Raw genomic sequence first — 25,273 nt, 5'->3', positions numbered from 1 at the left:
CCTTTTAAAAGGGAAATGTACTTCTTGACGGTGTTGCGAGATAGGGAAAGATAGTTGCTGATAAACAGCTTGCTCTTGCCCGAATGGTGCATTTTGATTGCTTTTCTGATCTTGTTCATGTCTGTTAAGTGGTTTGCCATTATCCGCTGCTTTTTTACAGCGAATTTATGGGCTTAACATCATGAAAAAAGACAAGCTAAAATGAATGAAAATGGAAAGAAAATCAGGTGGTCAATTTAAACCGAATCTCGGTGGTCAATTTAAACCGAAATTCACTGGTCACTTTGCTCCGAAATCAGGTGGTCAATTTGACCGTTTTTTCCAATTATGTTTCTTATCTAATGACACTGTCCCGCAAAGTGTGTAAGTTAAAAAGTTAGGGCTTGGATTTTATAATCTGAGCCTTTCTTCAAAAATAAGCATAAATTGGTTTAAAACAATACCCCAGTTTTGAATGGGCATGGTCCATTTCTTAGTGGCTTCTCTGAGAGCAAGATAAACGGATTTTAACACTGCGTCATCCGTTGGGAATGACATCTTATTTTTGGTGTATTTCCTTATTTTTCCATTCAGGTTTTCAATTAAGTTAGTGGTGTAGATGATTTTACGGATTTCCAGCGGGAAGTCGAAAAAGACGGTCAATTCCTCCCAATTTTCTCTCCAGGATTTGATCGCATAGGAATATTTGGATTCCCATTTTTGGGCAAAATCTTCCAGAGCTGCTTCTGCAGCCTGTTTAGTGGGTGCGGCATAAATATGCTTCATATCCGCTGTAAAGGCTTTCCTATCCTTCCATACTACATATTTACAGGCGTTCCTAATCTGGTGGACTACGCAGATTTGTGTTTGTGATTCAGGGAAAACGGATCGGATGGTTTGGGTAAATCCATTCAGGTTATCGGTAGCGGTAATCAGGATGTCCTCCACGCCACGGGCTTTTAGGTCTGTTAACACGCTCATCCAGAAGCTTGAACTTTCGTTCTTTCCAAGCCACATGCCTAAAACCTCCTTTCTCCCTTCACGGTTCAGGCCCACTGCAAGATAGATTGTTTTGTTGATGACTTTGGAATTTTCCCGAACTTTAAAAACGATACCATCCATCCACACAATCAGATAAAGATCATCCAGGGGACGGTTTTGCCAGCTCACCATTTCACTGGCAACCGCACTGGTGATGCGGGATATAGTGGAAGTAGAGACCTCAAAAATCGTACATCTCGCGAATCTGTTCTTCAATATCACTCACGCTCATTGACTACGTCGAATCTTCGATTTCCTTTAGCATAAAAAGAGATGATCACGTTTTCAAGGCCCTCGATGATATTGTGTCTTTTGGGAACCAATGCGGGTTCAAAGCTCCCTTTGCGGTCTCTGGGAACCTTGATTTCAGATTCGCCAAACGAGGATCTTATTTTCTTGGTTCCGTGGCCGTTGCGGTAGTTTCCATCCTTGGTCTTTTCATGCTTTTCAGTGTCCAGGTGGGCATCAAGTTCGGCGTTCAGCATGTGCTCCACGGCACTCTTGTGCATTTGTTTGAAGAAGGAGGTTAAGTCTTCTCCGCTCTTAAAAGATTTGTAAAATTCTTTGTTGTTTAATAATTCTTCTTTGTCAATGATAACTGTATAAAGGTTTAAAAATAGTAAAAAGTTATTTGGCTACGCCGAACCACGTCGTTAGGTTTCCGAAAAATTATTAGGCTTTTAAGGGCCCAAAATTTTTCAGAATAACTTTTCAACTTACACAGTTTGTGGGACGCTACCTAAATTTTCCCAGAATAACTTTTCAACTTACATAGTTAGGAGGACGCTACCTTTATTTTTTTCTTAAATAATTACCAGATTAAACCTGGTTCAAAACGTTTTCTATAAACCAGTTTGGAAAGTTTTGCTCATCGATATTTATAGTTAATGCTTCATTATTCTTTTCGGCAATCATCAGCATTTCATCAGAGTTATCGAATAGATAAGCACGATCAACTAATTTTAAAGCAGGATAAAGGTTTTTCAGCGTGTTGGTATATCGCGAAAGGATTTTATGATTATCAACATCGTGACCTCCTTTTAATACCCTGTTTTTCACTCTAGACACATTCAGCCGTGGTTCATCAAGACAGATAAAGTATAAATAGACTTTATAGCCTAATTTTTTGGCTTCAGTGATTTCATCGAGTTTTGAAGGATGGCTCATTACAGTTTCAAACGAAAACGAAATCTCGTTTTTAAGAAGATGTTCCCGAATAAATGATGTGATAAGTGCAGCTTCATAGCTGTGTGTATAACGGGATTTATCGACAATGATATTTTCTTTTATTTCTATGTCTATTTTATGTCCTGTTTCCTGTGATTTTTGGAGAAGTGTCGCTGCATTTGTACTTTGAAAGAATTGCTCAAGGTCATTTTGTGTCAGAGCAAGACCATAGGTCAGTAAATCAAGAAATCCCTTTTCAAGGATTTCTTTTTCTATAACATCAGAATTGATAAATATTCCGGGATTAAAATTTTGTCGAAAAGTTTCAAACAAAGTGGATTTTCCGGAACCATTAGGACCAGCGAAAATCCTCATTCTATTTATTTTAGGCATATTCTGCTTCCTTTAGTCAGTCCACTCTTGTCAATAATAGCTTTCCTTAATGAAGCGGTCTTAATCATACTGCCATCAAATACCTGATAAATTCCACCATCTTTAATGATCTCAAAAGGAATTTCTAACGCAATCGAAGACCTTTTTGCGTTATGGGACGCACTTTTAGCAATGCTTATAAGCACCCTTCTGCTGGCAGCTCTGTGTTCTGCTATCATTCTGCCTCTGATTTTACTTATTCTACTCATGATCTAATTTCTTATGCTAAAATACAAAAATTATTGATAACAACCTTTTGTGCATTTAGAACCTTGTTTGGCAACAATAAGCGAAAGCGCCTTTGTCCAGCCTAAAAGATGTGCTTATAAGTGGAATAAAGATGATAAAAAACTTTGTTTGCCCTTGCGTTTTTTTTCACGAAAGGACAGATAAAGGCAATTCTTAAAGTCATCCTTCATATTTTTAAGATAAACCAAGGCGCTTTCGCTTATTGATGATTTACAAAGGTTTAAAAAAGCAAAACATTATGAATTTCCTTTACATGCACAACTGGTTCATAACAGTTAATTTAAAAATGAGGTTGTGCAATAGTTATCTGGTACACGGCTGCTTTTTCAGACAGATCAAAATTAGGGTATTATCTTTAACGTCAGGAAAAAGCATCAGTAAAACAATGAGGTATATGAAGGTTTTTTGATTTTTCATAATGATGGCACGGTTGATTTTTTTATGATAAAAATCTGTAAGCTGCCAGAGTGAAGGCGGCAAACAAGAAAAATAGCTGCTTGGTGTTATTTATAAAAAGAAAAACAAAACTATATTGTGGGTCATCGGGTTTCCACAGCTGCGCGTTCAGCTCCCGCACAAGAAAAACCACCCCGTCATTCCGGCAAGCCGGAACGCCACCCCTCCGGTGGAGGGGAATATGCGTTTATTCTTTTTTGGTGGGGGGAATGGAAGACTTTTCGTCATTTTTCCGGTGATCTAATTATCCAATTTTCAACCGAAATAGATCTGAAAAGTTTCCGATCTTCATTCATTAACCCGCCCTGGTAAAAAAGCGGGAATATTCCCCTCCTCGGAGGGGTGGCGCTATGCCTGAGGCATAGGGGTGGGGTGGTTCATTGGGTCACTGTCTTTGCGGTCTCGCACAAGAAAAAACCACCCCGTCATTCCGGCAAGCCGGAACGCCACCCCTCCGGTGGAGGGGAATATGCGTTTCTTCTTTTTTAGTATGGGAAATAAAAGACTTTTAGTCATTTTCCGGTGATCTAATCATCCCATTTTCAACCGAAATAGATCTGAAAAAGTTTCCGATCTTCATTGATTAACGCGCCCTGCTAAAAAAGCGGGAATATTCGCCTCCGCGGAGGGGTGCCACTATGCCTTTGGCATAGCGGTGGGGTGGTTCATTGGGACGCTGTCTTTGCGCTCTCGCAGAAGAAGCCCTCACTCAAGATGATTCAGCTACCAGAGCAGCGGTTACCGCGGGTCAGGAGGAAGCACTACAGTTGGACGAAAAGATACTCATTGTTCCCGGAAACCCTCCACCGAAGGCAACGGCCACTCCAAGTTTTTTCCCTACTGCGGAAGGATTTTACGATTTCGATAATTTAAAGTATATTTACCAGTACAAAGACCATTTAGGAAATGTTAGGGTTAGCTATAGTTATGACAGTAGTGAGGGTAAAATAAAGATTGAAGACACGAATGATTATTATCCATTTGGATTAAGTTTTTTATCGTCCTCTAAATCAGGTAAATTTAGTCCGTCAACGACGTATAAGAACTACAAGTACAACGGAAAGGAACTCCAGGAGACGGGAATGTATGATTATGGTGCGAGGATGTATATGCCCGATATCGGGAGATGGGGGGTTGTTGATCCGTTAGCAGAAAAATATCCTGATCTCTCTCCGTATGTATATGTAGCAAATAATCCAATGAAATATACAGACCCCACAGGAATGTGGATTGATATCAAAGACGGAGATAATACATATCGTTACAATAACGGAAAACTTTATACACAAAATGCAGAAACCCAGAAATGGGATGTAGAAGCAACGAATGTATCTGCTGATAGTTATGCAGGACTGATATTATCATCCTTAACCTCAGTGACAGGTGGAAATAAAGATTCTTTTGGCAGTAAATTCATTGGTTTATTTGCAAATGATGATGTCAATACAACAATAAAAGAAAATGATTTAACAGGAGACCAAGCAAATGTAAATGGGACAAAACCCGATGGTTCAATTATTTATACTTATTTTAAGCAAAATGTTAGTCTTGATACTACTTCCAGAACTCAGAAATCACCTTTTTATGTTACATTATTCCACGAATTAGGACATAGTTTTGCCGACCAAGTTTTTGATAAAAATCTATTAGATAAAACTTGGGTTCCCAAAACTGAAGAAAACGGCTTACCTTCCAATATAAGAAATGGCGAAGTATATGCTTCCACAATTGAAAATTTATTAAGGGCTGAACGAAGCCTTCCTTTAAGAACGACTTATTCACCAGGATTAAATAGCACTCAATTAATCCAGAAGGTTTCTACAATACCTTTAATTAAAAATGTGATTTATAAGTTAAATCCGGCTACCCAAAGTATATTTAATTCAATTATCCAAAGCAAAAAGAAATAAATATGAAAATACTCATTTGCCTTTTATCATTAATGTTTTTTAGTTGTGCAACTAATCGAAATATCATTCTATATGATAAAATAGATGTTATAAAAAAAGAGTATAATAAGAATCATCAAAATGATATTGTTGTTTTAATAAGTAAAGACTTTAACCCAACAAAAATAATTATTCGTAAACTAAAATTTGAACTGAAAAACGATAATATTATTTATGTATTCTCTTGGGCTAATACAATGCCTACTACTCGTGCAATTAAGTTTCGAGCATTACTATATGATATTAATACCCAAAAAAAATATTATATAAGTAATTCATTCGAAAACTATAAAAACATTGTTATAGAGTTTAGTTCAGACGATTTTAAAGGTATGGAAAATATTTTGAGTTTCTATCTAAAAAAAGAATCTGATAATTTAAAGAATTTTACCACTAAGGATTATCCTCCTGAGATGACACAAGATTATTACATATTCGATACTGAAAATAATAAAGTTTTGATATTAAATTCTATCGTTTTTGATAAAGATGGAAACCCTCATTAATAAAATAACCATGAGAAAATTACTTGGAATAATAGTGTTATTACGGTACACGGCTGCTTTTTTAGACAGATCAAAATTAGGGTATTACCTTTAACGTCAGGAAAAAGCATCAAAAAAACAACGAGGCATTTGAAGATTATTTTATTTTTCATAATGATGGCACAGTTGATTTTTTTATGATAGAAATCTGCAATCTGCCAGAGTGAAGGTATCAAACAAGAAAAATAGCTGCTTGGAGTTATTTATAAAAAGAAAGACAAACACTATACTGTGGTACATCGGGTTTCCACAGTTGCGCTCAGCTCCCGCATAGGAAAAACCACCCCGTCATTCCGGCAGGCCGGAACGCCACCCCTCCGAGGAGGGGAATAGGTGTTTCTTCTTTTTTAGTAGGGGAAATAAAAGACTTTTCGTCATTTTTCCGGTGAACTAATAATCCGATTTTCAACCGAAATAGATCTGAAAAAGTTCCCGATCTTCATTCATTAACCCGCCCTCGTAAAAAAGCGGGAATATGCGTTTCTTCTTTTGTAGAGTGGAAATAAACATGAAATCCCGCCACGCTAGGTGGAATGGCTCTTTTCGGCGGAATTTCGCAGGCGTTGGTGCGGCGCTTCATGGCATCAACTTCTTCGTGGGATCCTGCAGGGCGAGATGATTGCGGGACTGAACCACTTGGCTGCTGAATAACTGTAATTCGGGAGGTGTACTGCGGTACTTTTCACGTTAACCAGCTCCACATCGCCCATTTTTGAGCAGCTGACCTGCATGTTTGTGGCAACAGGTTTGCCCGCATCCGGTGATTCTTTTGCAGTAATATTCAGTTCCGGATAGGGCCGCCATTATATTCAATGCATTGTGAACCAGTGTGATAATTGGTTTTAAAACCCGGTCAACCCGCGCTCCATTTTTATTTATTTTTTAATGGTGCAACAGTTTAAATAAAGTGTTACATTTAGGGATTTAACATAATTGACGGGTTTCTTTATGAGAAAAAATTTATTTTTTGTCTTTTTCTTGTTATTTCATTTTGTAGGAAAGGCGTCTTTGACTGATGATGTCAATTTGAATGAGGAAATATCATCCCTGAATGACAGCTATAAATATGAAAAGTCAATCACCATCTTAGAAGAGGTCCTTACCAACAAGAAATCCGGCAGGTACGACCGATACAATGCCTATCTTCAAAAATCGCTTACCTATAAGAGGATCTACAATTACCCGGAAGTTTTGGAGAATTTAGACCACGCATTAAAACAGGCGGTGGATTCAGATTTTTATGAAGAGGCAGAAGTGCGTGTGCTGGCGGAACGGATGTTTGTGGAGTTTGATTCCGGGAGATTTGAGGAAGCCAGAAAGCTGCACGCGATCTTGAGCGCCAAGAATATTAATCACCTTAATCCGGAAGCCCATGGTTTTTATCTGGGGGTGTCTGCTGTGTTGCATGTAATTGATAAAAATTACGGGAAAGCGGAATCCATTTTGAACGAGGCTGTAGCGCTGCTGACTAAGCATGACCCGAAACATTTGCCCATGATTTATGCCAAAATAATAGGTTTAGCCGAACATTTGAAGGATCGCGAAATGGCAATGAATGCCTTTGAACAGGGAATGTTATATGCGGACCAATACCGACTGGATATTTACAAAATGGCCCTTTATAACACCATGGCTCAATTTTTTGTCGGTTTGGAAGATTATAGGAATGCTTACTTTTATCACAGCAAAGGTTCAGAAATATCTGGCAGGTACAATGCCGCATTACAGAGCGGAAAGCTTGCGGTTTTAGAAAAAAGGATGCTGGAGAAGAGGAAAAATATGCAGCTCGACTATGAAAAGAAGAAGTCGTATTTGCTTGCGTTTTCATCAGTCCTGTTATTGGTCCTGTTTTCGGTTACCTTTAAACTGTACCAGTCTAAGAAGGAAAAAAACAGGTTGATTGCCCAGGAAAATGACAGGATCCGGGCAGAACTGAAACGGCTTGTACTTGCTCAAAAGAAAGAGGCCCCACTTCGTTTGTCGGATTACGAGTTGACTCCGCGGCAGCTCGATATCATCAACCTGGTGAAACAGGGCAAAACCAACAAAGAAATTGGTCAGGAACTTTTCATTTCTGAGAACACGGTGAAGTATCATTTGAAAACGATTTATACTATTTTGGGTATCGCCAACCGGTGGGATTTAAAATAAGTTTGCGGATTCGTTTTTCTACCCCAATCCCTTTAATTTACTCTGCTATAAAGTCTTACAGCACTACCTGATGGGGTAGTTGAGGAACTACCCGTTGACTATACTTTCCAAATCACGTTAGTTATCAGGAAAATAAGCATTTTTGCGGACCTTGGACTTTTTGTTGCCATGATGAGATCGAGTGATGACATTGAACAAATTCTATATCTTATGCTGAGAAAAAAAATTACCTTCTTTTTTATTTTGATGATGACCTTGTTTCCTGCTCTCTCCGTGCACTCGCAGGTAGGTACAGTGGTAAGTGTCGCAAGCAAATATTTAACGCTCTTAAAATCCAACCAGAATGATGTGATTTTTGCGCACGAACAGATCAATAACCGTCTTGATCAGCACAGCAAAATTGCGATCATTCCGTTTATCAGTCATATTTCTTATGCAAAACCGAGCGTTCCTACCAAAGAGGAAGCCGAGCAGCAGTTCGAGAGTCAGCAGATGATCGGCAAGATGCTGCAGGAGCAGTTTTGGGATGTATTTGATAACTATAAGTCGGATGTATTTCTTCAGGATATCAGGGTGACCAACAAAGTGCTGGAAGATGTGGGCTTCTTTGCCCATCCGGATGATTTTCCGCCTTCCTATCTTGCGCAGCTGTTACAGGTGGACGCGGTGGTGCTCTGTACTTTTGATATTCATGTGGATAATACCAAAACGGGATGGCAGAATTTAAGTAAGGCATTAGGGGAACTGGCCATGACCTCCATCAAGGGAAGTGTTCCCGGTTTGCAGGCTCTGCAGTTCATTAAAAATCCCGATGTCATTATCAATCTTGTGACCAAGCCCGGAGTGTTTTTCACCAAATTAAAAAACGGTGATATTTCTGATCTTGCCCAGATTGCCGGTGGATTTTTGCCTGAGGGACCTTGGCAAAAGGTGGCGGAGGTGGCCGGAAAAAACTCCAAAACCATTGTGAAAATCGCAAAGGGCGATACGCAGAATCTGATCAGTGACCTGGTGAAGGATAACGCTTCTCTTATCGGTGCTGAACTAAAGCTTGATCCACAGATGGTGAGTTTGATCAAGAATAATTCAACATCGATCCAGAAGGTGATGCAGGGCAATACCAAAGGCTTGATGTTTAATTTGATCAATGACAACGTCAACACCATCACTCAAAAATACATTGGCGAACAAAATGCTTTGATTACCAGTGCTATCAATAATAATTCAACGGTATTGGCAAAATTGGCGACAGGGAATACCGATGGATTAATGAAGGATTTTTTAGATAAAAACCTCAGTACGGCGGTTAACCTGATTCCCGGTGAAAATGTCTCTACCTATACCCAGCTTTTGGTTGAAAATAAAGACATGGTAGGAAAAGTCATCAAAGGCGATTTTTCCGGACTGACCACCCATTTTTTAACGCAGAGTACCGCACTCCTTGGCGAAGCAATTCCCAGCGCAGATGCACAAAAATACCTCAGTCTTCTTGCAGAAAAGGATAAAGTAGCCGCCCTTTTAAACGGCGATACCAATGCCATCTTCGCTACCCTTACCGAGCGGGGGCAGGAGCTTTTTGGAGATCAAATTCAAAATGTTGATCTTCAAAAATTTGCAAATTTGGTGGGCAATAACAAAGAAATCGTCTCCAATATTATGGCGGGCGATACCAATAAACTGCTTGGTTCTTTCCTGAAAGCAGATCCTGCGATTTTGGGTGCACAGCTCAATAACGACCAGATCAACAATGTGCTGAATGTAATATCCACCAAAGGTCAAGCGCTGGAAGGGATTCTGGGCGGCTCACCAAGCGGAATGATGGAAAGCTGGCTTTCAGATATCGGCTTAAACAGTTTGCAGGATGAGGGTTTCATTAAAGATTTCAGCTCGAATATTCTGAAAGATCAGGATCTGATCAAGACCATCATCAAAGGCGATAAAAATGAACTGGCGAAGTCTTTGGGATCCAAAGCGAACAGCAAGCAGATTGACCTGATCTTGAAAAACAAATCCAAGTTTAATGGGCTTCTCGGTTTAGATGAGGAGGAAGATTTCAGCATTCTGAACAAAACGCCGCAAGATATTGAAGTAATGGCTTTCCAGCTCATGGAAAACAAAGGGACACTGGATGGTATCATGAAGGGCGCTTCCGGAGAAATATTTAAAAGTTTGAATACTTCCGGGACCGGTGATTCAGAATTGGTTCTTCCTAAAAAATTCGCAACCGCAATTTCCGAGGGCCTTACCAGAGATCAAAAACAAATTACCACCGTGATGGCCAATGCCAAAATCAACAATATGTTGCTGAATGACATGATCGATTTGCAATTCTTCGAATTTGCAGATGATGCCTTATTGGAAGATTATGAAAACGTGAGTTTAAGAAAAAAGACGGTTTCGCAAACCACCGCTTCGCTATTAAATCCAACCCTGGATCCCAAAGACAGCACGCGGCTAAGCATCAATATTTTTGATAAAAATTCTGATGATCTGCTTTGGCAATACATCAATGAAAACTCGAAAGCCAGATTATATGACATGAAAAACACGTTGCAGTCGGTGGTAAAAAGAATCAACAAACGATTCCCCTACTTTGCTAAATATAAATAATTAAAATAATATAATATGAGAAAAATCTTTATTTTAGGCGCATTAGCTGCCGCTGTAATGATCTCTGCGCAAACCGTGACTTTAACCAAAGCAACAAAAAACAAGTATAATGCTTTGATTGAAGAGGGCATTAAAAAAGGGTTAACCAAAAGTGAAGCAACGGAGCAAGCTTTAGAGGATGGCGATTTCAAAAGCATGTACCTCGCGGATTTGAAGAAATCCAACAAAAAAATGTCTAAAGAAGGGATCATTATTTCCAAAAATTTCATCCAGATTACCAATCATAAAAAAGTTGCGATTTTGCCTTTCTCTACCAAGATTGTGAGCGATAAGAAGAAGCAGAGTAAAAAAGAAAACATTAAAATTGCAGAAAATGCGATGGATGTGATTCAGGAAAAAATGTACAGGCATTTTGCAAAAAACCAGTTCGATTATTTTGTGGAATTTCAGGATGTGGACCGTACCAATCAAATCCTTAGAAGTTCCGGACTTTGGAATAATCTTTCCAGAACACCCACCGAAGAAATTGCAAAAGCTTTAGGCGTAGATGCTGTAATTCGTGGCGATTACGAACAGGGAAAGGAAGAGCGGAATGTCGCTGAAAAAGTGGCGGGAACCTACGCACAAATTGCTACTTTCGGACTTGCAGGGGGTAAAAAAAACGAGGGGACCCTTAACCTTTCCATTGCCGATGCGGCTACGGGTGAAGTACTGTGGAGAAGAGAATCCAACGACGTGTCTTCATCCGACAAAACGGAAAAAATCATAGACTATATCATGAAGAGTATTACCAAATCCTTCCCTTATCACAATAATTTAATCGAGTAAAAAAATAAGACAATATTTTGAATCTTAAATGACAAGCCACAATTCGTTGTGGTTTTTTTTTATGGCCCATCCCGAACTTTCCGGTGGCTGAGGCTCTCGAAGGTACCGGTGTATCCTCCTGCGGGAGCTGCAGTGGTCATTGAGAGGCGCGAGGAATGAGCGACGAAGCCATCTTTTGAAGGGCGGTTCTGCGCTTGGTGGGGTTTGACTTCTCACTTAAAAACCTCCATCACTTCGTCCACCATCACCTTCCCGAAATAGTCGGTTAAATCGACGCGCTCCAGAATGCTGCGCAGCTCCGCTTCCTCATGCTTGCGCCCGATCAGCAGGTCTTCTAGTTCTTCAATGGGTTTCGGCGCAAAAAAGTCGCCGAAAATTTTGGATTTTTCAATGGTTCCTTTCACCACATCCAGGTGAACTTCGATGAATCCGGCCGGCAACTTGATCGCTTTCTGGAAGTTGTAGTTGGGCGAGAACCCGAAATTCCATTCCCAGGTCTCGTATTTTTCCGCCGCCAGTTTTTCGATTTCCGCAATGTCGTGGTCGGTAAGGGTGTAGCGTTCGGAACCCGGATTGTTTTGGTAGATTTCTTCGGTAAGGTAATTTTTCAGATCTTCCGTAGTGGTGGTTTTTGGCAGGTAGTGGATCAGGTTGGTCACCCGTGCACGGTTGGATTTCGTGGCTTTATCGATGAATTTTAAAGGGTTGGTGATCAGTGCTTCCGCCAAAACTTCCATTTCAGAATTCAAAAGGATGGTTCCGTGCTGTATCATTTTGCCTTTTCTGGCGAGTTTTGCGTTCCCGCTGAATTTTTTGTCTTCCACGAGCAGGTCGTTTCTGCCTTTCAAAACCGCCGGAACACCGAGCCGGTTGAGCACGGTGAGCACGGGTTGGGTGAATTGTTTGAAATCCCCGAAATCATCATCGCCCAGTAGTTTGTGGAAAGAGAAGTTGAGGTTTCCCAAATCGTGGTACACGGTTCCGCCTCCCGACATTCTGCGCACCACTTTGATGCCTTTCTCCTTCACATAATCCAGATTGATTTCTGCGAGGGTATTCTGGAATTTCCCCACAATGATGGACGGTGCGTTCACGTAAAGTAAAAAGATCTCTTCGGTAGGGAATCTGGTGAGCAGATATTCTTCGGAGGCGATATTGAAATAGGCGTTGTTTGAGGGAGAATCTATAATCAGCATGTGCTTTTTTCTGCAAATTTAGGGAAAAATGGCCGGATGGGGGATCTGGAACTTGGGTACTTCATGTCGTAACCCGATCAAGAATCAAGCTAAAAGTAAATCCTCTGCCCTTATTCCTTATTCCCATTTACCATGTATATATTTCGATAAGGGAGAGAACCAGGTACGCGAAATGCGAGTTGTATTGGAGTAAGTGGGTCGTGTTTTCAGATGGTATGCCCCCTGTCTGCTGGAACTTCCGGAAACGTGGTTCCAGGATTACAGAGTGGTCGGAAATTAGAATTCATCGCCGTTTGGATGCTTTGAATTGTTTTTGGATTTGTTTAATGATATGCATAAAAACATGATAAATGTGTTCGGATATCTTATTTTTGTTAACGGTTTGTTATTGTATTCGTAAAATTCTTATTTTTACAAAAAATTATATGGACGGTCTTGCTCAAATTTCTGAAAAATTTGCATTTCTGGGAACTGATTTCTTATGCGAGTTCCGGAAGCATGCCGTGCAAAAATCAGTCGATGCCAAGACTGAGCTCATGAGGTTTGGTCAGCATATAAAATATATTCCGATTGTGGCAAGGGGACTGGTGAAGGTTTACGGACTCGCAGATGAGAAGGAATTTCTTTATTATTACGTTGGTCCGGGACAAAGCTGCATCATGACTTTTTCAAGTGTTTTTGATGATCAGCTCAGCAAAGTTTATGCGGTTTCTGAGGAGTCTGCGGAAATTATTTTATTGCCCGTTTTATCGGTTCAAAAATGGCTGAATAAATATCCCCAATTCAACTTTTTCTTTTACCGGCAATATGAGTTACGGTACGGAGCACTGATTGAGATGCTGAACCAGGCCATTTTTCACAGGCTCGATAAAAGGATTCTGGAATACCTGAGCAACAAAATGACCCTCTTGGGCAAAGATGAACTGAAGATTTCTCACAAGGAAATTGCAAACGATGTGGGTACCGCCCGGGAAGTGGTGAGCAGAATCCTGAAAAAATTTGAAAACGAAGGCATCCTCACCCAGACTTTTTCCGTCATAAAATTCAATAGGTTGTGACATTAGTCACCAGATATCAGCTTTTAAGATGCTATTTTTGATTCACCGTTAAGCGTAAATCACCGGTTTTTTTAGTGGAGAAAGCGGCGCAGTATCATTTTTTTCCATTATTGATGGGGGTTTCATAAAATTCACGACTTATGATTTTCAAAAGCAGCATCTTGTTTTTTTCTGTTTGCTTCAGCCATTTTTTAATGGCGCAGAACAATGATTTACTCAAGGAGATCGATACCGCAAAAGCTGCTGAAGTGTATCAGCCAAGTTTTAAAGCACTGCAAATTGTGACCGGTCAGTCGACCAAAATGCCTGCTAAAAAAGATTTTCTTATTGATATTGCGCACCGATTCGGAGATGTGAGCGAGGGGTTCAAAAGTTTTTTCGGGTTAGATCATGCCACTACCAAATTGGGTGTGGTTTATGGTTTGACGGATGGAATCGCAGTCAGTGCTTCGCGGCATACCTATCAGAAAACGTTTGAGTTGGGGGTGAAGTACAGGATTTTGAAGCAGCAGGGGAACTCGCCGTTTGAGATTGTGGGATACCATGTGAGCGATATTAATTCAGAACTCAGCACTGACCAGTATCCGGACCTTCGTTTTAATGACCGGCTTGCCTATTTCTCCCAATTGCTCATTTCCAGGAGGTTCTCCGAGAATTTCAGCCTGCAGCTTTCGCCAAGTTTTGTGCATAAAAACCTCATTGATCCGGCGATTGAGGATAAAAATCTTTTTTCCACAGGAATTGGAGGCAGGTACAAAATTTCCAGGAGGGTTTCCCTGAACGCGGAATATTTCCTGAACTTCGACGATAAAACATTCTATAAAAATCCGCTGTCGGTAGGGATGGATATCGATACCGGCGGTCATATATTTCAACTCGTTTTTACCAATTCACAGCCCAATACAGAAACGGGATACCTGACAAATGCCACCGGCGACTGGGCCCAAGGACATTTCTTTTTTGGGTTTAACCTCTATAGAGTCTTCTAAAAAACTGCATCGAAAATGGAAAATGCCGTAAAAATAATATTCGTGATCATCCTTTTTTCAGTGACCAGCTGTGATACCAGGACTTTCGATGAAATTTCCCCGAAGGTCGTCATCCCCGCAGAAGTCACCTATAACCAGAATGTGAAACCGCTCATTGATAATAACTGTGTGACATGCCATTCCGCGGTGGGTGCTGCAAATTTTTACCCGCTCACTGATTACAGTCTGGTGAAAAATGCCATTGACCATATTTTGGATCGGGTTCAAAGACCTGCTGGAGATCCCGGAAAAATGCCTCAGGGAGGAAGCTTGTCCACGACCAACATCGATATCCTGAAAAAGTGGAAAGCAGACGGCCTGCATGAACAGTAGCAAAAATAAATTAACTTAAAAAGCAGCAAAATGAAACATAAAATCTTCACGGTCTTCTGCATTATTTTAGCAGAAATTGCTTTTTCACAGAAATATATGACTAAGTCCGGAACGGTGCATTTTGAGGCGAATGTTCCTCTTTTCGAAGACGTGGATGCCAAACATGGAACCACTGTTGCGGTAATGAATTCCGACAGCGGTGATATTGCTGTGATTTCTACGGTTAAAGATTTTCGGTTTAAAGTGGCGCTGATGGAAGAGCACTTCAACGAAAATTACGCCGAATCCGCAAAATATCCGAAGACCACCTTCACAGGAAAGATTGCAAATTTCAATAAAGAAGATCTTTCGGCAACACCAAAAAACTATACCATCAGCGGAGTGCACAATTTTCACGGGGTTGACCGGAATGTCTCCTCAGTTGCTTCTATTTTCATGAAAGACGGAAGAATCTTTATTTCAGGAAATTTTATCGCGAGACCGGCGGATTACCAAGTGAAAATCCCAAAAATGGTCATGAAGAAAATCGCTGAGAAAGTAAATGTAGATTATCATTTTGAACTCGCTAAACAGTAATGAAGACCATTGTAGTATTTTTTTGCCTGGTTTTTTTTAATACCCTCATCGGCGCTCAGCAGAAGAGCGTTTTTGATATTGCCAGAAACGGAACCGTTGAAGAAATGAACGCGCTCTATCAAAAGGACCCGAAGATCATAGATGCGGTGGATCCGATGTCTTTTTCTCCATTAATATTGGCGTGTTACCGGGGGAATTCCGAAGTCGCCCGATTTTTAGTGGATAAAGGGGCAAACGTGAATTATCTCAGTGATGAAGGAACCGCACTGGCCGCATTATGCATCAATTACAACGATAATCTGCTGGAGCTGCTGCTGAAGCACGGTGCTGATCCCAACATTCCCGATCCCAGCGGAACCACCCCGTTGATCTGGGCGGTCAAGCGGGGAAATGAAGCATTGACAAAATCCCTGCTGCAATCCAAAGCAGATAAAAACCATAAAGACGAGTTGGGAATGACCGCGTTTGAATATGCCATCAAATCACAAAAAGAAAATATCATCAACCTATTTAAAATTTATTAATATGAAAATGAAAACTTTATTTTTTGGAGCGGTCTTGGCGGTAGCAATCCCGCTAAAGGCCCAGTTTACTTCCGGAACCGTTTCGTTGGGAACCACCGGAATGACCGTGAAGATTGAGACAGATCCTACTTTCCTTACGCTCACCCTAACTGGCGCGAGCGGCAGCTTTATGGGGATTGGTGCCGGAACAGAAGGAATGGCACTCGGTGCAGATGGATTCATCTACAACTCATCAGCGAGTAGAGATTACACCTTTCAGGGAGTTGGGGTTCCACCGGTGCCCGATGCTTCCCAGGATTGGACGATCATTTCAGATGTGGTGGTCAGTTCAGTGAGAACCGTGGTTGCCCGCAGAACGCTTGCCGGTGGTCCGGGAGATGTGCCGGTTCCTAATGCAGCAGGAATTTTGGATATTTTTTATGCAAAAGGGAGCACCTTAACTCTTGCGCAGCACACCAGCAACAATCGGGGTTATGCCACACTGGTAATGAATCCTATTTTGGCAGTGGGAGAATCCGGAACTATGGAAAAAGCGTTCAGTATCTTTCCGGTACCTGCTAAGGAGGTGATTAATTTTAAGAATGTTGAACAAATCAAATCGGTTACCATTTTGGATCAGTCCGGAAAAGTGGTGATTTCAGATGCCGCTGTTCTTAATGGTCAGCTCAGTATTGCTCACCTTCAGCCGGGGATTTACTTTGTGGAAGTGAAAGACAAGTCAGGAAATACTTCTTACCAGAAAATGATCAAGAACTAGATCATCTCTTGAAAATATAACAAATCACACCCGGGAAAAATCCTGGGTGTTTTTCTTAATGGGTAGCTCCAGTGCTTTGAATAAATATACCCCTGTGAAAATCAAAACATTTGGCAATATCTTAAAACATCGATAAGGGAATAAAGTCTTTGGGGGAATTCTTCAACCTGCTTATCTCGCTTCTAAACAGCGGCCAATCATTTTGAAAAATCCGATAGTGAATTTTCAAAAAACACAAGTGAAAAATTAGGCATAAAATTGAAAATTAAGAACAGGGCTTTACGGAGAATTTGCATTTGGCCATCCTCATCGAAAATAAAATCTCTTACCTCGTATCCCGCAATTCCTATGAATAGTTCTTCACCAGACCTTTTACCACACGAATGACATTCGGCATTGCTTTGTTTGCGGCCTCCAAAACTTCGTCGTGGGAAACGGTGAAAGCGATGTCGGGTCCGCCAACATCGGTGATGATGGAGATTCCGAAGCAATCCATTCCCTGGTGTTTTGCCACGATGACTTCCGGAACGGTGCTCATTCCCACCGCGTCTCCTCCGATGGCGCGGATCATCCCGTATTCTGCGGGAGTTTCAAAAGTGGGTCCCTGCAAGGCGACATAGACGCCTTTATGAACGGGAATGTTGTTTTCTTTGGCGAAATTCTCGGCGACTTCCAGCATTTTTTTGTGGTAAGGTTCGCTCATATCTACAAATCTTGGTCCGAAATCATCCATGTTTTTGCCCCGAAGCGGATGTTCCGGCATCATATTGATATGGTCTGAAATCAGCATGATATCGGCAACGCGGAAATTTGGGTTCACGCCGCCGGAAGCATTGGAAACGATCAGATTTTTGATGCCCAAAAGGTGAAATACGCGGAATGGAAAAACCACCGTGGACATATCGTGACCTTCATAGTAGTGAAATCTTCCGCTCATCATCAAAACTTTTTTGCCTTCCAGGATTCCGTAGATCAGTTTTCCGCCGTGTCCCACCACCGTGGTCTGCGGAAAATTAGGAATATCGGTATAGTCCAGAATATGGAGGGGTTCTACTTCTTCTTTAAGTTTTCCGAGTCCGGAACCTAAAACGATGGCGAAATCCGGGGTCTCTTTGATGATGTTTTTGATGAAACCGGCGGTTTCTTTAATGCTTTCTAACATAATCCAAAACGATTTGGTTGAATTCTTCCTTTTTATCGATGTTTACATTGATCGGCCAATAGTAAACAAGATCACGAAGGTAGTCAAAAGTTTTCAGTCGGACATAGTCTTTTTCGGTGGTCAAAATCAGTTTGTATTCCCCCAGTTTTTTGTATTCCTTCAAAATATGCTGGATATCCTGATCGCTAAAATTGTGGTGGTCTTTGAACTTCAAATGTTTCACCCGCTGAGAAAATCTGGAAAGATGATCCAGCAGCGGTTTCGGATTGGCAATTCCCGTAATCAGCAAGATGTCATAATACCCGAGGTTATTGTCGGGCAAAGATTTGTCATGGGAATAGACCTGCTCGTCATATCCGATGCTGGAGAAGAAAACCTTTTGGTAATGTTGCGGTTTAATCCTCGAGATATAGTACTGCTTTTTTTCGTCGGTCAGCTGATCCGGACATTTAGAAACCATGATGATTTGCGCCCTTTTTTTTCCGGAACGGCTTTCCCTTAAATCTCCGGCGGGAAGCAAGAAATCCTTGAAATAGGGATCGTTGTAATCCGTCATCAAAATATTGAAACCGGGATTGATTGCGCGGTGTTGATAAGCGTCATCCAAGATCAGCACATCCAGGTCCATATCGGCGATGATTTTTTTTGCACCGGGAACTCTTTCTTCGGAAACCCCTATTACGAAACGGTTTCTGAATCTTTCAAACAGCTGCATCGCTTCGTCGCCCACGGTTTTGTAGTTGCTGTCGTAATTGGTGATTCCGTAACCTTTTGTCACCCTTCCGTAACCTCTGGAAAGCACACCGGTTCTGAAATGTTTGGATAGAAGTTCGGCGAGGTACATCACCATCGGTGATTTTCCGCTTCCGCCTACTGAAAGATTCCCGACATTGATGATCGGGGTCTTAAATTTTGTGGAACTAAAAATTCCCCAGCTATAAAAGGTGTTTCGGAGTCCCGTCACCAAATGATAACCAAGAGAAAAAGGGTAGAGGTACCATCTTTTCATCAGAAATGTCCGTTTTGTTAGGTCCCATTCAACCTTGTGGTTTGATGGGGTGCAAAAATAAGCATTTTTGGATGGAAATTAAAACGTGATTTTCCGGTTTTTGATAAAATTAAAGGCAAGCAGAATGTCGATTCACAACATTTTACCTAAATTTGCTTCATATAGCAAATATCTATGAACAAGAAAAATGTAGCCGTGGTAATGGGCGGTTATTCCGATGAATACAAAGTCTCGCTGAAAAGCGGGCAACTGATTTATGATTCACTCGACCGGGATTTGTACCATGTCTATAAAGTGGTGATTCTGAAAGATGAATGGTATTTTCTGGACGACCGGGGTGAGAAATCGCCCATTAACAAAGCCGATTTCTCTGTCAATCTCAGCAGTGGTTTTGATGTGAAATTTGACGTGTGCTTCAACATCATCCACGGGAAACCGGGTGAGAATGGCGAACTTCAGGCATATTGGGACACGATCGGTCAAAAATATACCGGCTGTAATTTTTATCAAAGTGCGTTGACTTTCAATAAAAAAGACACCCTCGCCGTTTTGGCGAAATATGGGATTCCTTCCGCAAAAAGCATTTATTTGAGAAAGGGGGAACCCATTGACGAAGATCAAATCGTGAAGGAATTAGGCTTGCCACTTTTTGTGAAACCCAATCAGAGCGGTTCCTCATTGGGAATTTCAAAAGTGAAGGAGAAAGCTGAACTGAATAAAGCATTGGATTTCGCATTTGCGGAAGACGACCAGATCCTGATCGAAAGCTTCCTGGACGGAATGGAAGTTTCTGTGGGAGTGGTTGATTTTAATGGCGAAACCATCGTTCTGGGAATTACCGAAATCGTTCCCCACAAAGAATTCTTTGATTATGAAGCTAAATATGAAGGCGCTTCCGAAGAAATCACTCCCGCAAGAATTGACGATGAAACCCGGATCAGGGTGGAAGAAATCGCCAAAAGGGCTTATGATTCTTTGGGAATGAGCGGCTTTTCAAGAAGTGAATTCATCATTATGGATGGTGTTCCCTTTATGCTGGAAATGAACACCAATCCGGGATTTTCACCGGCGTCCATCCTTCCGCAGCAAGCGAAAATCTATGGGATTTCCATCAAGGATTTGTGTGGAAATGAAGTGGAGAAAGCCCTTCGAAAATAATTAATAGTATTTGATTTCAGGAACATGACTTGAAATCTACCTGTCGGCAGACAGGCTTAAAACCTTCCTGTCGGCAGACAGGCCTGAAACAGAATTTATGAGAGTCGCAGTTTTTCCCGGATCATTTGATCCAATCACTTTAGGGCATTTCGATATCGTGGAGCGGGCATATCCGCTTTTCGACAAAATCATCATTGCCATCGGACAAAATTCCCAGAAAAAATACATGTTTTCTCTGGAGCAAAGGATGGAGTTTATCCGAAAAACCTTCAAGGATTTTCCGAATATCGAAGTGGACCATTTCGAGGGATTGACCATCGATTATTGCCATAGCAAGAATGTGAACTTCATTCTTCGGGGATTAAGGAATCCTGCGGATTTTGAATTTGAGAAAGCGATCGCCCAAACCAACCGAGAGCTCACGCGCGAAAACAAAATTGAAACGATATTTCTTCTGACTTCTTCCGGAAAATCATTCATCAGCAGTAGTATTGTGAGGGAAATCATCAGTTTCAAAGGAAATTATGAACTTTTAGTACCAGACGCGGTTCGCGTTTAATAATTTGGATATTCATCAAAACTTCAACCTTATCATAGAAATTCTCGGGACGATTTCGTTTGCGATGTCTGGCGCATTTGCCGCCATGCAAAAACGTTTTGACCCGTTTGGGGTTTTGATTATTTCATTTGTCACTGCAGTGGGCGGGGGAACGGTAAGAGATTTACTGCTGGATGTTCCGGTTTTTTGGATGCGCGATATGGTGATGTGTTCGGTGATTTTCATCACCTGCATTGTCGCCATGGTTTTCAAGTCGCTGGAAAGCAGATTCCGGGTAACGTTATTCCTGTTCGACAGTTTCGGTTTGGGATTATTTACCATCGTGGGAATCCAAAAAGGCATGAATGCCGATCTGCATCCGATTATCTGCATTACTTTGGGAACAATTACCGGCTGTTTCGGGGGGATTATCCGGGATATTTTGCTGAACAGGATTCCGTTGATTTTCAGGAAAGAAATTTATGCCACCGCCAGTATCGTTGGCGGAACAATATTTCTGCTTTTGGTTTATCATACCCGTCTTTCTTACACTTTTGTGCAGATTTCAACTATTTTGCTGATTGTGCTGATCAGAACTTTAGCCGTGAAATATCATTGGCAGATGCCTAAGTTTTATGGGGTTGACAACAACTCGGAAGCGTAAACACAACAGGTTTTATTTGGGAAAAACCATTTTCCTTCAATGCTCCCACGGTATAGATTGATCAAGGTCTAAAAGAATCTTCCTCTCTGCCGCATATTCGGATTGTGCATGTGCTTCTGCATGGACGGCATTTTCAGTTGGTCTCTCAGCATTTTGATCTGGTCGGTCATCATTCCTGCGGTGTCCAATCTTTTGGCTTCTTCCAAAAGTTTTTGGGCTTCCTGTTTTCTTCCTTTCTGCAAAGCTCCCGCCGCGATGTTCAAAGTGGCCATGGCTCGGTCATGCTTCATATTGAGTCCGTAATCCAGCGCTTTTCTCATTAAAGGTTCCACTTGTTGCGGATGTTCCTGCGCCAGTGTCAAACCTTGCAGATAATGGAAATATCCATATTGCGATTTATGGAGTTGCGATTCAAAATTAGTGATTTTTGAAAGCCAATGGGACGTTTTTGGGATATTCTGTTTCCTTAAAAACCAGAATGCCAAAAGGATATACTCATTCTTAAAAAATACCAAGATCGGAATGGCGGAGAGGATCACCACCACGATTCCCCAACCGATATTTCTATTATTCATCAGGTAAATTCCCGCAGCAATCATCAGCGCCGCGATCACGAATTTTATGTATTTGTTCATTGTTGAAAATTAGTGGTGCAAAAGTAAGGAAATTGTGGATGGGTGCAAAATGGTTGCGAATGATACCAATGGTGTAATAGAATTGATCGCATGAAATTGCTTTATTTCGAATTTAATTAGCGCCGTGAGGTATTCAAAAATTACCGTTGATTTTGTCTTTTACTTCGCTTTTTTGTAGGTCTGAAAACAAAAATCAAAATTATTCTTTTCGTCTTTCTCGTGGCAGGTTTCAGCGGTTTTCATCCAGATCTTTTCATCAATTTTCGGAAAAAAGGTATCGGCATCGATCGTGGTCTTTATTTCGGTGACTTCCAGTTGGTCGGCGATGTCCATGGTTTGCTCGAAAATATTTCCGCCCCCAATGATGAAGATGTCTTCGTCAATTTTTTGGGCGAATTTCAGGGCTTCCTTCAAACTCCCAACAATCAGGATGCCTTCCTCGAACCAGTCTTTTTTTCTGGAGACCACAATGTTGGTTCTATTGGGCAGTGGTTTTCCGATGCTTTCATAGGTTTTTCTGCCCATGATGATGGGGTGATTGGAGGTGATTTCCTTAAAATGCTTCAAATCTTTTGGGAGATGCCACGGCAACTGATTGTCGATTCCGATTTCACGATTCAGCCCCATTGCAACCACTAATGTTATCATTTTTAAGAAATTTTTACAAATTTAGTACATAATTTGTATATTTGGATACCGAATTATAAACATTAAAAATATAAACTATGAGAAACAGAGGTTGTATGAGCGCCGGAACAATTGGAATTGCGCTTCTCGTTATTGCCGCTATATTATTTTTTTGGGGTAAAAATGGTTACAACAATTTCGTGACTAAAGATCAAAATGTGAACACGAAATGGTCTAATGTGGAAACCGTTTACCAAAAACGCGCCAACCTGATTCCCAACCTCGAAAGAACCGTGAAAGCCTATTCCCAGTTCGAGCAGGAAACATTAACCAAAGTGATTGAAGCCAGATCAAAAGCGACCTCCATCACCGTGGATCCCACCAATATGACTGAAGCCGATTTGGCAAAATTCCAGGCTGCACAAGGGGAATTAAGTGGTGCGCTGAGCAGATTAATGGCAGTGGTGGAACAGTACCCGAACCTGAAAGCCGATCAGCAGTATATCAATTTCCAAAGAGAATATACCGCGATTGAAAACAGCATCAGAAGCGAAACAGTTTACTACAACGAGGCGGCGCAGGATTACAATACTACAATCAAAACTTTCCCGAACAATATTCTGGCCAATTTCACCAACTTTAAAGAAAAACCTTATTTCAAAGCAGATGCAGGTGCACAGAAAGCACCCGAAGTTTTCACCAATTAATGAACACTTTCCTCACAGATACTGAAATGGCTTCCCTGGTGGAAGCCATTAAAACAGCGGAAGATTGCTCCACCGGAGAAATCCGCATCCATATTGATTCCAATACCGAAGGAGACAATGCGGAAAGGGCTTTTGCGGTTTTCAAGAGCTTGTGCAAAGATCAAACTGCTGAAAAAAACGCAGTGCTTTTCCATGTGAATTTTGAAAGGCAGTACCTCACCATCATCGGTGACGAGGGGATCCACAAGAAAGTCCACCAATACTTCTGGGACCACATGCACGATAAAGTTACCGCCGAATTCTCAAAAAAGAAATATTTCGAAGGCCTGAAAAATGCGATTCTGGAAACCGGCGAAGAGCTCAAAAAACACTTCCCGATTACGGGTGAAAATCCAAACGAATTGCCGAATGAGATCACGTTTTCTTAAAACAAAAAAGAGCTTGGAATACAGACTTGCGACCGTTTACTAACTGAAAAATTTCCCCCGAAATTGAAACCAATCCTTACCAACAAATACGTTTTCGCCCTGTTTTTTCTTGGCTTGAACTTCCTGGTTTTCGCCCAGAAAATCCCTGCGAAACCTGCAGTGCTCTATCCGGTTTACGATGAGGTGGGACTTTTGACGCCAACCGAAAAAGACGCACTCAACCAGAAACTTATCAAGTTTTCGGATTCCACTTCCACTGAAATCGAGGTGATCATCATTCCCACCACCGGCGGCGAAGACGTGAATTACCTCGCCACCATGTATGGCCAGAAGTGGGGGATCGGGCAAAAAGGAGTGGACAATGGAATTGTTTTCCTGATCGCGACCGAAGACCACACCATGTCCATCCAGCAAGGAAGAGCGGTGGAACAATACCTTACTGCGTCGGTTGCCGGACAAATCCTGGACTATATTGTGACGCCCAATTTCAAGCAGGGACTTTGGTATGAAGGAATCAACCGTGGAACTTCCGCGTTGATGGAAGCTGTGCAGGGGAAATTTAAGCCGATTGTAAAAGACACGTCTTCTGATGAGGGTTTAAGTCCATTCCAGATCCTGCTCATCTGCTTTTTCGTATTTCTGCTTTTGAGCGTCTTTTTCGGAAATCGTGGAGGGGGCGGTGGAAATAATAATGATGACGATGAAATGCTTTCCCGACGCGGAAGAAGAACTTATCCCGGTGGATTTTTCCCTTTCCCGGGAAGTTTTGGCGGTGGCGGTTTTGGTAGCGGATCCGGTGGCGGATTTGGCGGTTTCGGCGGCGGCGGAAGTTTCGGCGGCGGCGGCGCTTCCGGAGGATGGTGATTTGCGCAGCGGGTTGCTTTGGTGGCTTGTTTTTGGGTTTATTCGGCTTTGTGGAAGCTGAGGTTTCTTGCCATTCAGGCAAAAAAATGGGGTGCAGCCGCTTAGCTATTGCCAATAAGAATTTTTTCTAATCATAATGAAATCTGCATTTGGCAATCAGGATTTCATTTTCTTGATATTGATAAATTAATCGGTGTTCATCGTCAATTCGGTGCGACCAAAATCCGGAATATTTATGTTTCAAAGGTTCTGGCTTTCCAATTCCCTCAAACGGATTTCTTGAAATATCTTTTAGTAAATCATTGATTCGCTTCAGTTTCTTTTTATCCGTTTTTTGCCGAAGGTCACCCCAAACATCATTTCGCGGGATTTTTTCCTGATGAAAAGATCATGTTTGCCAGTTGCTTGTTTCAGCATCAGCATTAATAATCAGGATCAAGTACAAAACTTGGGGGATTAGGCAAAAAGTTTCGATAATCTGAACAGGAAAAACGACCTGTCCTTCACTCCCCTGAGCTGCATTCTGAAGTTTTTGATTTTGGCGTTGAACGATTCCGCAGAAGCGTTTGTACTCCTGTGGTTGAAGTAGTTCAGGATGTCGT

Annotated in this window: 27 protein-coding genes and 1 pseudogene; 18 read left to right on the top strand and 10 right to left on the bottom strand. The window is 41.4% G+C overall.

Translation table 11 applies throughout. From position 1 onward, the window contains the following. Positions 1-211: 211 nt before the first annotated feature. Positions 212-367: a hypothetical protein gene (locus ACM44_RS15405; RefSeq protein WP_160304058.1), complete on the top strand. Its 156-nt coding sequence runs from the start codon at positions 212-214 to the stop codon at positions 365-367. A 23-nt stretch (positions 368-390) separates the two neighbouring features. On the opposite strand, the pseudogene ACM44_RS13635 reads toward ACM44_RS15405, so the two are convergent. The 3 genes and pseudogenes from ACM44_RS13635 to ACM44_RS13625 all read right to left on the bottom strand — a co-directional run bounded on the left by ACM44_RS13635 (position 391) and on the right by ACM44_RS13625 (position 2,798). Beyond that, positions 391-1,616, bottom strand: a pseudogene (locus tag ACM44_RS13635) (IS256 family transposase). Positions 1,617-1,839: 223 nt separating this feature from the next. Next, complete coding sequence (locus ACM44_RS13630; protein ID WP_241477192.1) at positions 1,840-2,562, bottom strand: zeta toxin family protein; 723 nt, start codon at positions 2,560-2,562, stop codon at positions 1,840-1,842. Positions 2,563-2,567: 5 nt separating this feature from the next. After that, positions 2,568-2,798 carry a hypothetical protein gene (locus ACM44_RS13625; protein ID WP_152669380.1) on the bottom strand — a complete coding sequence of 77 codons (231 nt, stop codon included), beginning with the start codon at positions 2,796-2,798 and terminating at the stop codon, positions 2,568-2,570. 1,194 nt (positions 2,799-3,992) lie between these two features. Between ACM44_RS13625 and ACM44_RS13620 the strand changes: the two genes are divergently transcribed. The 5 genes from ACM44_RS13620 to ACM44_RS13600 all read left to right on the top strand — a co-directional run bounded on the left by ACM44_RS13620 (position 3,993) and on the right by ACM44_RS13600 (position 11,407). Continuing rightward, complete coding sequence (locus tag ACM44_RS13620; protein ID WP_048500606.1) at positions 3,993-5,234, top strand: RHS repeat-associated core domain-containing protein; 1,242 nt, start codon at positions 3,993-3,995, stop codon at positions 5,232-5,234. Positions 5,235-5,236: 2 nt separating this feature from the next. Continuing rightward, the gene (locus ACM44_RS13615) at positions 5,237-5,779 is read left to right on the top strand and encodes a hypothetical protein (protein WP_152669379.1); all 543 of its coding nucleotides are present in this window, start codon (positions 5,237-5,239) and stop codon (positions 5,777-5,779) included. Between the two features lie 987 nt (positions 5,780-6,766). Next, positions 6,767-7,969 carry a response regulator transcription factor gene (locus ACM44_RS13610; RefSeq protein WP_048500604.1) on the top strand — a complete coding sequence of 401 codons (1,203 nt, stop codon included), beginning with the start codon at positions 6,767-6,769 and terminating at the stop codon, positions 7,967-7,969. A 210-nt stretch (positions 7,970-8,179) separates the two neighbouring features. Next, entirely contained in the window at positions 8,180-10,579 is a 2,400-nt protein-coding gene (locus tag ACM44_RS13605) for a hypothetical protein (RefSeq protein ID WP_152669378.1), read from the top strand. Between the two features lie 15 nt (positions 10,580-10,594). Then, the gene (locus tag ACM44_RS13600; protein ID WP_048500602.1) at positions 10,595-11,407 is read left to right on the top strand and encodes a DUF4136 domain-containing protein; all 813 of its coding nucleotides are present in this window, start codon (positions 10,595-10,597) and stop codon (positions 11,405-11,407) included. A 212-nt stretch (positions 11,408-11,619) separates the two neighbouring features. Here the strand turns inward: ACM44_RS13600 and ACM44_RS13595 are convergent, their stop codons facing one another. Next, entirely contained in the window at positions 11,620-12,603 is a 984-nt protein-coding gene (locus ACM44_RS13595) for a lipoate--protein ligase (RefSeq protein ID WP_048500601.1), read from the bottom strand. A gap of 425 nt (positions 12,604-13,028) precedes the next feature. On the opposite strand from ACM44_RS13595, the gene ACM44_RS13590 reads away from it, so the two are divergent. The 6 genes from ACM44_RS13590 to ACM44_RS13565 all read left to right on the top strand — a co-directional run bounded on the left by ACM44_RS13590 (position 13,029) and on the right by ACM44_RS13565 (position 16,879). Continuing rightward, positions 13,029-13,661, top strand: coding sequence for a Crp/Fnr family transcriptional regulator (locus ACM44_RS13590; RefSeq protein ID WP_048500600.1), 633 nt, complete (start codon positions 13,029-13,031; stop codon positions 13,659-13,661). Positions 13,662-13,801: 140 nt separating this feature from the next. Continuing rightward, the gene (locus ACM44_RS13585; RefSeq protein ID WP_221247355.1) at positions 13,802-14,650 is read left to right on the top strand and encodes a DUF5777 family beta-barrel protein; all 849 of its coding nucleotides are present in this window, start codon (positions 13,802-13,804) and stop codon (positions 14,648-14,650) included. Positions 14,651-14,665: 15 nt separating this feature from the next. Then, the gene (locus ACM44_RS13580) at positions 14,666-15,022 is read left to right on the top strand and encodes a hypothetical protein (protein ID WP_048500598.1); all 357 of its coding nucleotides are present in this window, start codon (positions 14,666-14,668) and stop codon (positions 15,020-15,022) included. A gap of 30 nt (positions 15,023-15,052) precedes the next feature. After that, entirely contained in the window at positions 15,053-15,598 is a 546-nt protein-coding gene (locus ACM44_RS13575) for a YceI family protein (protein WP_048500597.1), read from the top strand. Then, the gene (locus ACM44_RS13570; RefSeq protein ID WP_048500596.1) at positions 15,598-16,122 is read left to right on the top strand and encodes an ankyrin repeat domain-containing protein; all 525 of its coding nucleotides are present in this window, start codon (positions 15,598-15,600) and stop codon (positions 16,120-16,122) included. The genes ACM44_RS13575 and ACM44_RS13570 overlap by 1 nt, the downstream gene beginning before the upstream one ends. Positions 16,123-16,129: 7 nt before the next feature. After that, entirely contained in the window at positions 16,130-16,879 is a 750-nt protein-coding gene (locus tag ACM44_RS13565) for a T9SS type A sorting domain-containing protein (protein WP_048500610.1), read from the top strand. Positions 16,880-17,225: 346 nt separating this feature from the next. Here the strand turns inward: ACM44_RS13565 and ACM44_RS13560 are convergent, their stop codons facing one another. Beyond that, positions 17,226-18,041 (bottom strand): purine-nucleoside phosphorylase, encoded by an 816-nt coding sequence (locus ACM44_RS13560; RefSeq protein WP_048500595.1) that lies wholly within the window; start codon positions 18,039-18,041, stop codon positions 17,226-17,228. After that, entirely contained in the window at positions 18,025-19,050 is a 1,026-nt protein-coding gene (lpxK, locus tag ACM44_RS13555) for a tetraacyldisaccharide 4'-kinase (RefSeq protein WP_048500594.1), read from the bottom strand. Before lpxK ends, ACM44_RS13560 begins: the two co-directional genes overlap by 17 nt. Positions 19,051-19,224: 174 nt before the next feature. Here lpxK and ACM44_RS13550 point away from each other — a divergent pair, with 174 nt between their 5' ends. The 3 genes from ACM44_RS13550 to ACM44_RS13540 all read left to right on the top strand — a co-directional run bounded on the left by ACM44_RS13550 (position 19,225) and on the right by ACM44_RS13540 (position 21,410). After that, positions 19,225-20,208: a D-alanine--D-alanine ligase gene (locus tag ACM44_RS13550; RefSeq protein ID WP_048500593.1), complete on the top strand. Its 984-nt coding sequence runs from the start codon at positions 19,225-19,227 to the stop codon at positions 20,206-20,208. A gap of 97 nt (positions 20,209-20,305) precedes the next feature. After that, positions 20,306-20,767 (top strand): pantetheine-phosphate adenylyltransferase, encoded by a 462-nt coding sequence (gene coaD / locus ACM44_RS13545; RefSeq protein ID WP_048500592.1) that lies wholly within the window; start codon positions 20,306-20,308, stop codon positions 20,765-20,767. Positions 20,768-20,777: 10 nt separating this feature from the next. Next, positions 20,778-21,410, top strand: a complete 633-nt coding sequence (locus ACM44_RS13540) for a trimeric intracellular cation channel family protein (protein ID WP_048500609.1) — start codon at positions 20,778-20,780, stop codon at positions 21,408-21,410. 68 nt (positions 21,411-21,478) lie between these two features. Here ACM44_RS13540 and ACM44_RS13535 read toward each other — a convergent pair whose 3' ends face one another. Both ACM44_RS13535 and ACM44_RS13530 read right to left on the bottom strand, forming a co-directional pair. After that, the gene (locus tag ACM44_RS13535; protein ID WP_048500591.1) at positions 21,479-22,045 is read right to left on the bottom strand and encodes a hypothetical protein; all 567 of its coding nucleotides are present in this window, start codon (positions 22,043-22,045) and stop codon (positions 21,479-21,481) included. Between the two features lie 159 nt (positions 22,046-22,204). After that, positions 22,205-22,693, bottom strand: a complete 489-nt coding sequence (locus tag ACM44_RS13530) for a dihydrofolate reductase (protein ID WP_048500590.1) — start codon at positions 22,691-22,693, stop codon at positions 22,205-22,207. Between the two features lie 77 nt (positions 22,694-22,770). Between ACM44_RS13530 and ACM44_RS13525 the strand changes: the two genes are divergently transcribed. From ACM44_RS13525 to ACM44_RS13515, 3 genes are all read left to right on the top strand, one after another. Beyond that, a complete protein-coding gene (locus ACM44_RS13525; RefSeq protein ID WP_048500589.1) occupies positions 22,771-23,379 on the top strand; it encodes a LemA family protein in 609 nt (202 codons plus the stop codon). Continuing rightward, a complete protein-coding gene (locus ACM44_RS13520; RefSeq protein ID WP_048500588.1) occupies positions 23,379-23,807 on the top strand; it encodes a TPM domain-containing protein in 429 nt (142 codons plus the stop codon). Before ACM44_RS13525 ends, ACM44_RS13520 begins: the two co-directional genes overlap by 1 nt. Before the next feature lie 72 nt (positions 23,808-23,879). Then, positions 23,880-24,671: a TPM domain-containing protein gene (locus tag ACM44_RS13515; RefSeq protein WP_048500608.1), complete on the top strand. Its 792-nt coding sequence runs from the start codon at positions 23,880-23,882 to the stop codon at positions 24,669-24,671. A 127-nt stretch (positions 24,672-24,798) separates the two neighbouring features. Here ACM44_RS13515 and ACM44_RS15065 read toward each other — a convergent pair whose 3' ends face one another. Both ACM44_RS15065 and ACM44_RS13510 read right to left on the bottom strand, forming a co-directional pair. Next, a complete protein-coding gene (locus ACM44_RS15065) occupies positions 24,799-25,041 on the bottom strand; it encodes a Txe/YoeB family addiction module toxin (protein WP_083993742.1) in 243 nt (80 codons plus the stop codon). 86 nt (positions 25,042-25,127) lie between these two features. Next, positions 25,128-25,273 (bottom strand): transposase (locus ACM44_RS13510; RefSeq protein ID WP_048500245.1); only part of this gene is annotated, 146 nt, incomplete at its 5' end.

The organism is Chryseobacterium koreense CCUG 49689, assembly GCF_001045435.1.
In the GTDB taxonomy this organism is placed as follows: domain Bacteria; phylum Bacteroidota; class Bacteroidia; order Flavobacteriales; family Weeksellaceae; genus Kaistella; species Kaistella koreensis.
This window is presented reverse-complemented; position numbering and strand designations above follow the sequence as displayed.

Excerpts from the sequence above, each read along its gene's own strand:
- ACM44_RS15405 (WP_160304058.1), top strand. The coding sequence starts at position 212 with ATGGAAAGAAAATCAGGTGGTCAATTTAAACCGAATCTCGGTGGTCAA.
- ACM44_RS13630 (WP_241477192.1), bottom strand. The coding sequence starts at position 2,562 with ATGAGGATTTTCGCTGGTCCTAATGGTTCCGGAAAATCCACTTTGTTT.
- ACM44_RS13625 (WP_152669380.1), bottom strand. The coding sequence starts at position 2,798 with ATGATAGCAGAACACAGAGCTGCCAGCAGAAGGGTGCTTATAAGCATT.
- ACM44_RS13615 (WP_152669379.1), top strand. The coding sequence starts at position 5,237 with ATGAAAATACTCATTTGCCTTTTATCATTAATGTTTTTTAGTTGTGCA.
- ACM44_RS13610 (WP_048500604.1), top strand. The coding sequence starts at position 6,767 with ATGAGAAAAAATTTATTTTTTGTCTTTTTCTTGTTATTTCATTTTGTA.
- ACM44_RS13605 (WP_152669378.1), top strand. The coding sequence starts at position 8,180 with ATGCTGAGAAAAAAAATTACCTTCTTTTTTATTTTGATGATGACCTTG.
- ACM44_RS13600 (WP_048500602.1), top strand. The coding sequence starts at position 10,595 with ATGAGAAAAATCTTTATTTTAGGCGCATTAGCTGCCGCTGTAATGATC.
- ACM44_RS13595 (WP_048500601.1), bottom strand. The coding sequence starts at position 12,603 with ATGCTGATTATAGATTCTCCCTCAAACAACGCCTATTTCAATATCGCC.
- ACM44_RS13590 (WP_048500600.1), top strand. The coding sequence starts at position 13,029 with ATGGACGGTCTTGCTCAAATTTCTGAAAAATTTGCATTTCTGGGAACT.
- ACM44_RS13585 (WP_221247355.1), top strand. The coding sequence starts at position 13,802 with ATGATTTTCAAAAGCAGCATCTTGTTTTTTTCTGTTTGCTTCAGCCAT.
- ACM44_RS13580 (WP_048500598.1), top strand. The coding sequence starts at position 14,666 with ATGGAAAATGCCGTAAAAATAATATTCGTGATCATCCTTTTTTCAGTG.
- ACM44_RS13575 (WP_048500597.1), top strand. The coding sequence starts at position 15,053 with ATGAAACATAAAATCTTCACGGTCTTCTGCATTATTTTAGCAGAAATT.
- ACM44_RS13570 (WP_048500596.1), top strand. The coding sequence starts at position 15,598 with ATGAAGACCATTGTAGTATTTTTTTGCCTGGTTTTTTTTAATACCCTC.
- ACM44_RS13565 (WP_048500610.1), top strand. The coding sequence starts at position 16,130 with ATGAAAACTTTATTTTTTGGAGCGGTCTTGGCGGTAGCAATCCCGCTA.
- ACM44_RS13560 (WP_048500595.1), bottom strand. The coding sequence starts at position 18,041 with ATGTTAGAAAGCATTAAAGAAACCGCCGGTTTCATCAAAAACATCATC.
- lpxK (WP_048500594.1), bottom strand. The coding sequence starts at position 19,050 with ATGAAAAGATGGTACCTCTACCCTTTTTCTCTTGGTTATCATTTGGTG.
- ACM44_RS13550 (WP_048500593.1), top strand. The coding sequence starts at position 19,225 with ATGAACAAGAAAAATGTAGCCGTGGTAATGGGCGGTTATTCCGATGAA.
- coaD (WP_048500592.1), top strand. The coding sequence starts at position 20,306 with ATGAGAGTCGCAGTTTTTCCCGGATCATTTGATCCAATCACTTTAGGG.
- ACM44_RS13535 (WP_048500591.1), bottom strand. The coding sequence starts at position 22,045 with ATGAACAAATACATAAAATTCGTGATCGCGGCGCTGATGATTGCTGCG.
- ACM44_RS13530 (WP_048500590.1), bottom strand. The coding sequence starts at position 22,693 with ATGATAACATTAGTGGTTGCAATGGGGCTGAATCGTGAAATCGGAATC.
- ACM44_RS13525 (WP_048500589.1), top strand. The coding sequence starts at position 22,771 with ATGAGAAACAGAGGTTGTATGAGCGCCGGAACAATTGGAATTGCGCTT.
- ACM44_RS13520 (WP_048500588.1), top strand. The coding sequence starts at position 23,379 with ATGAACACTTTCCTCACAGATACTGAAATGGCTTCCCTGGTGGAAGCC.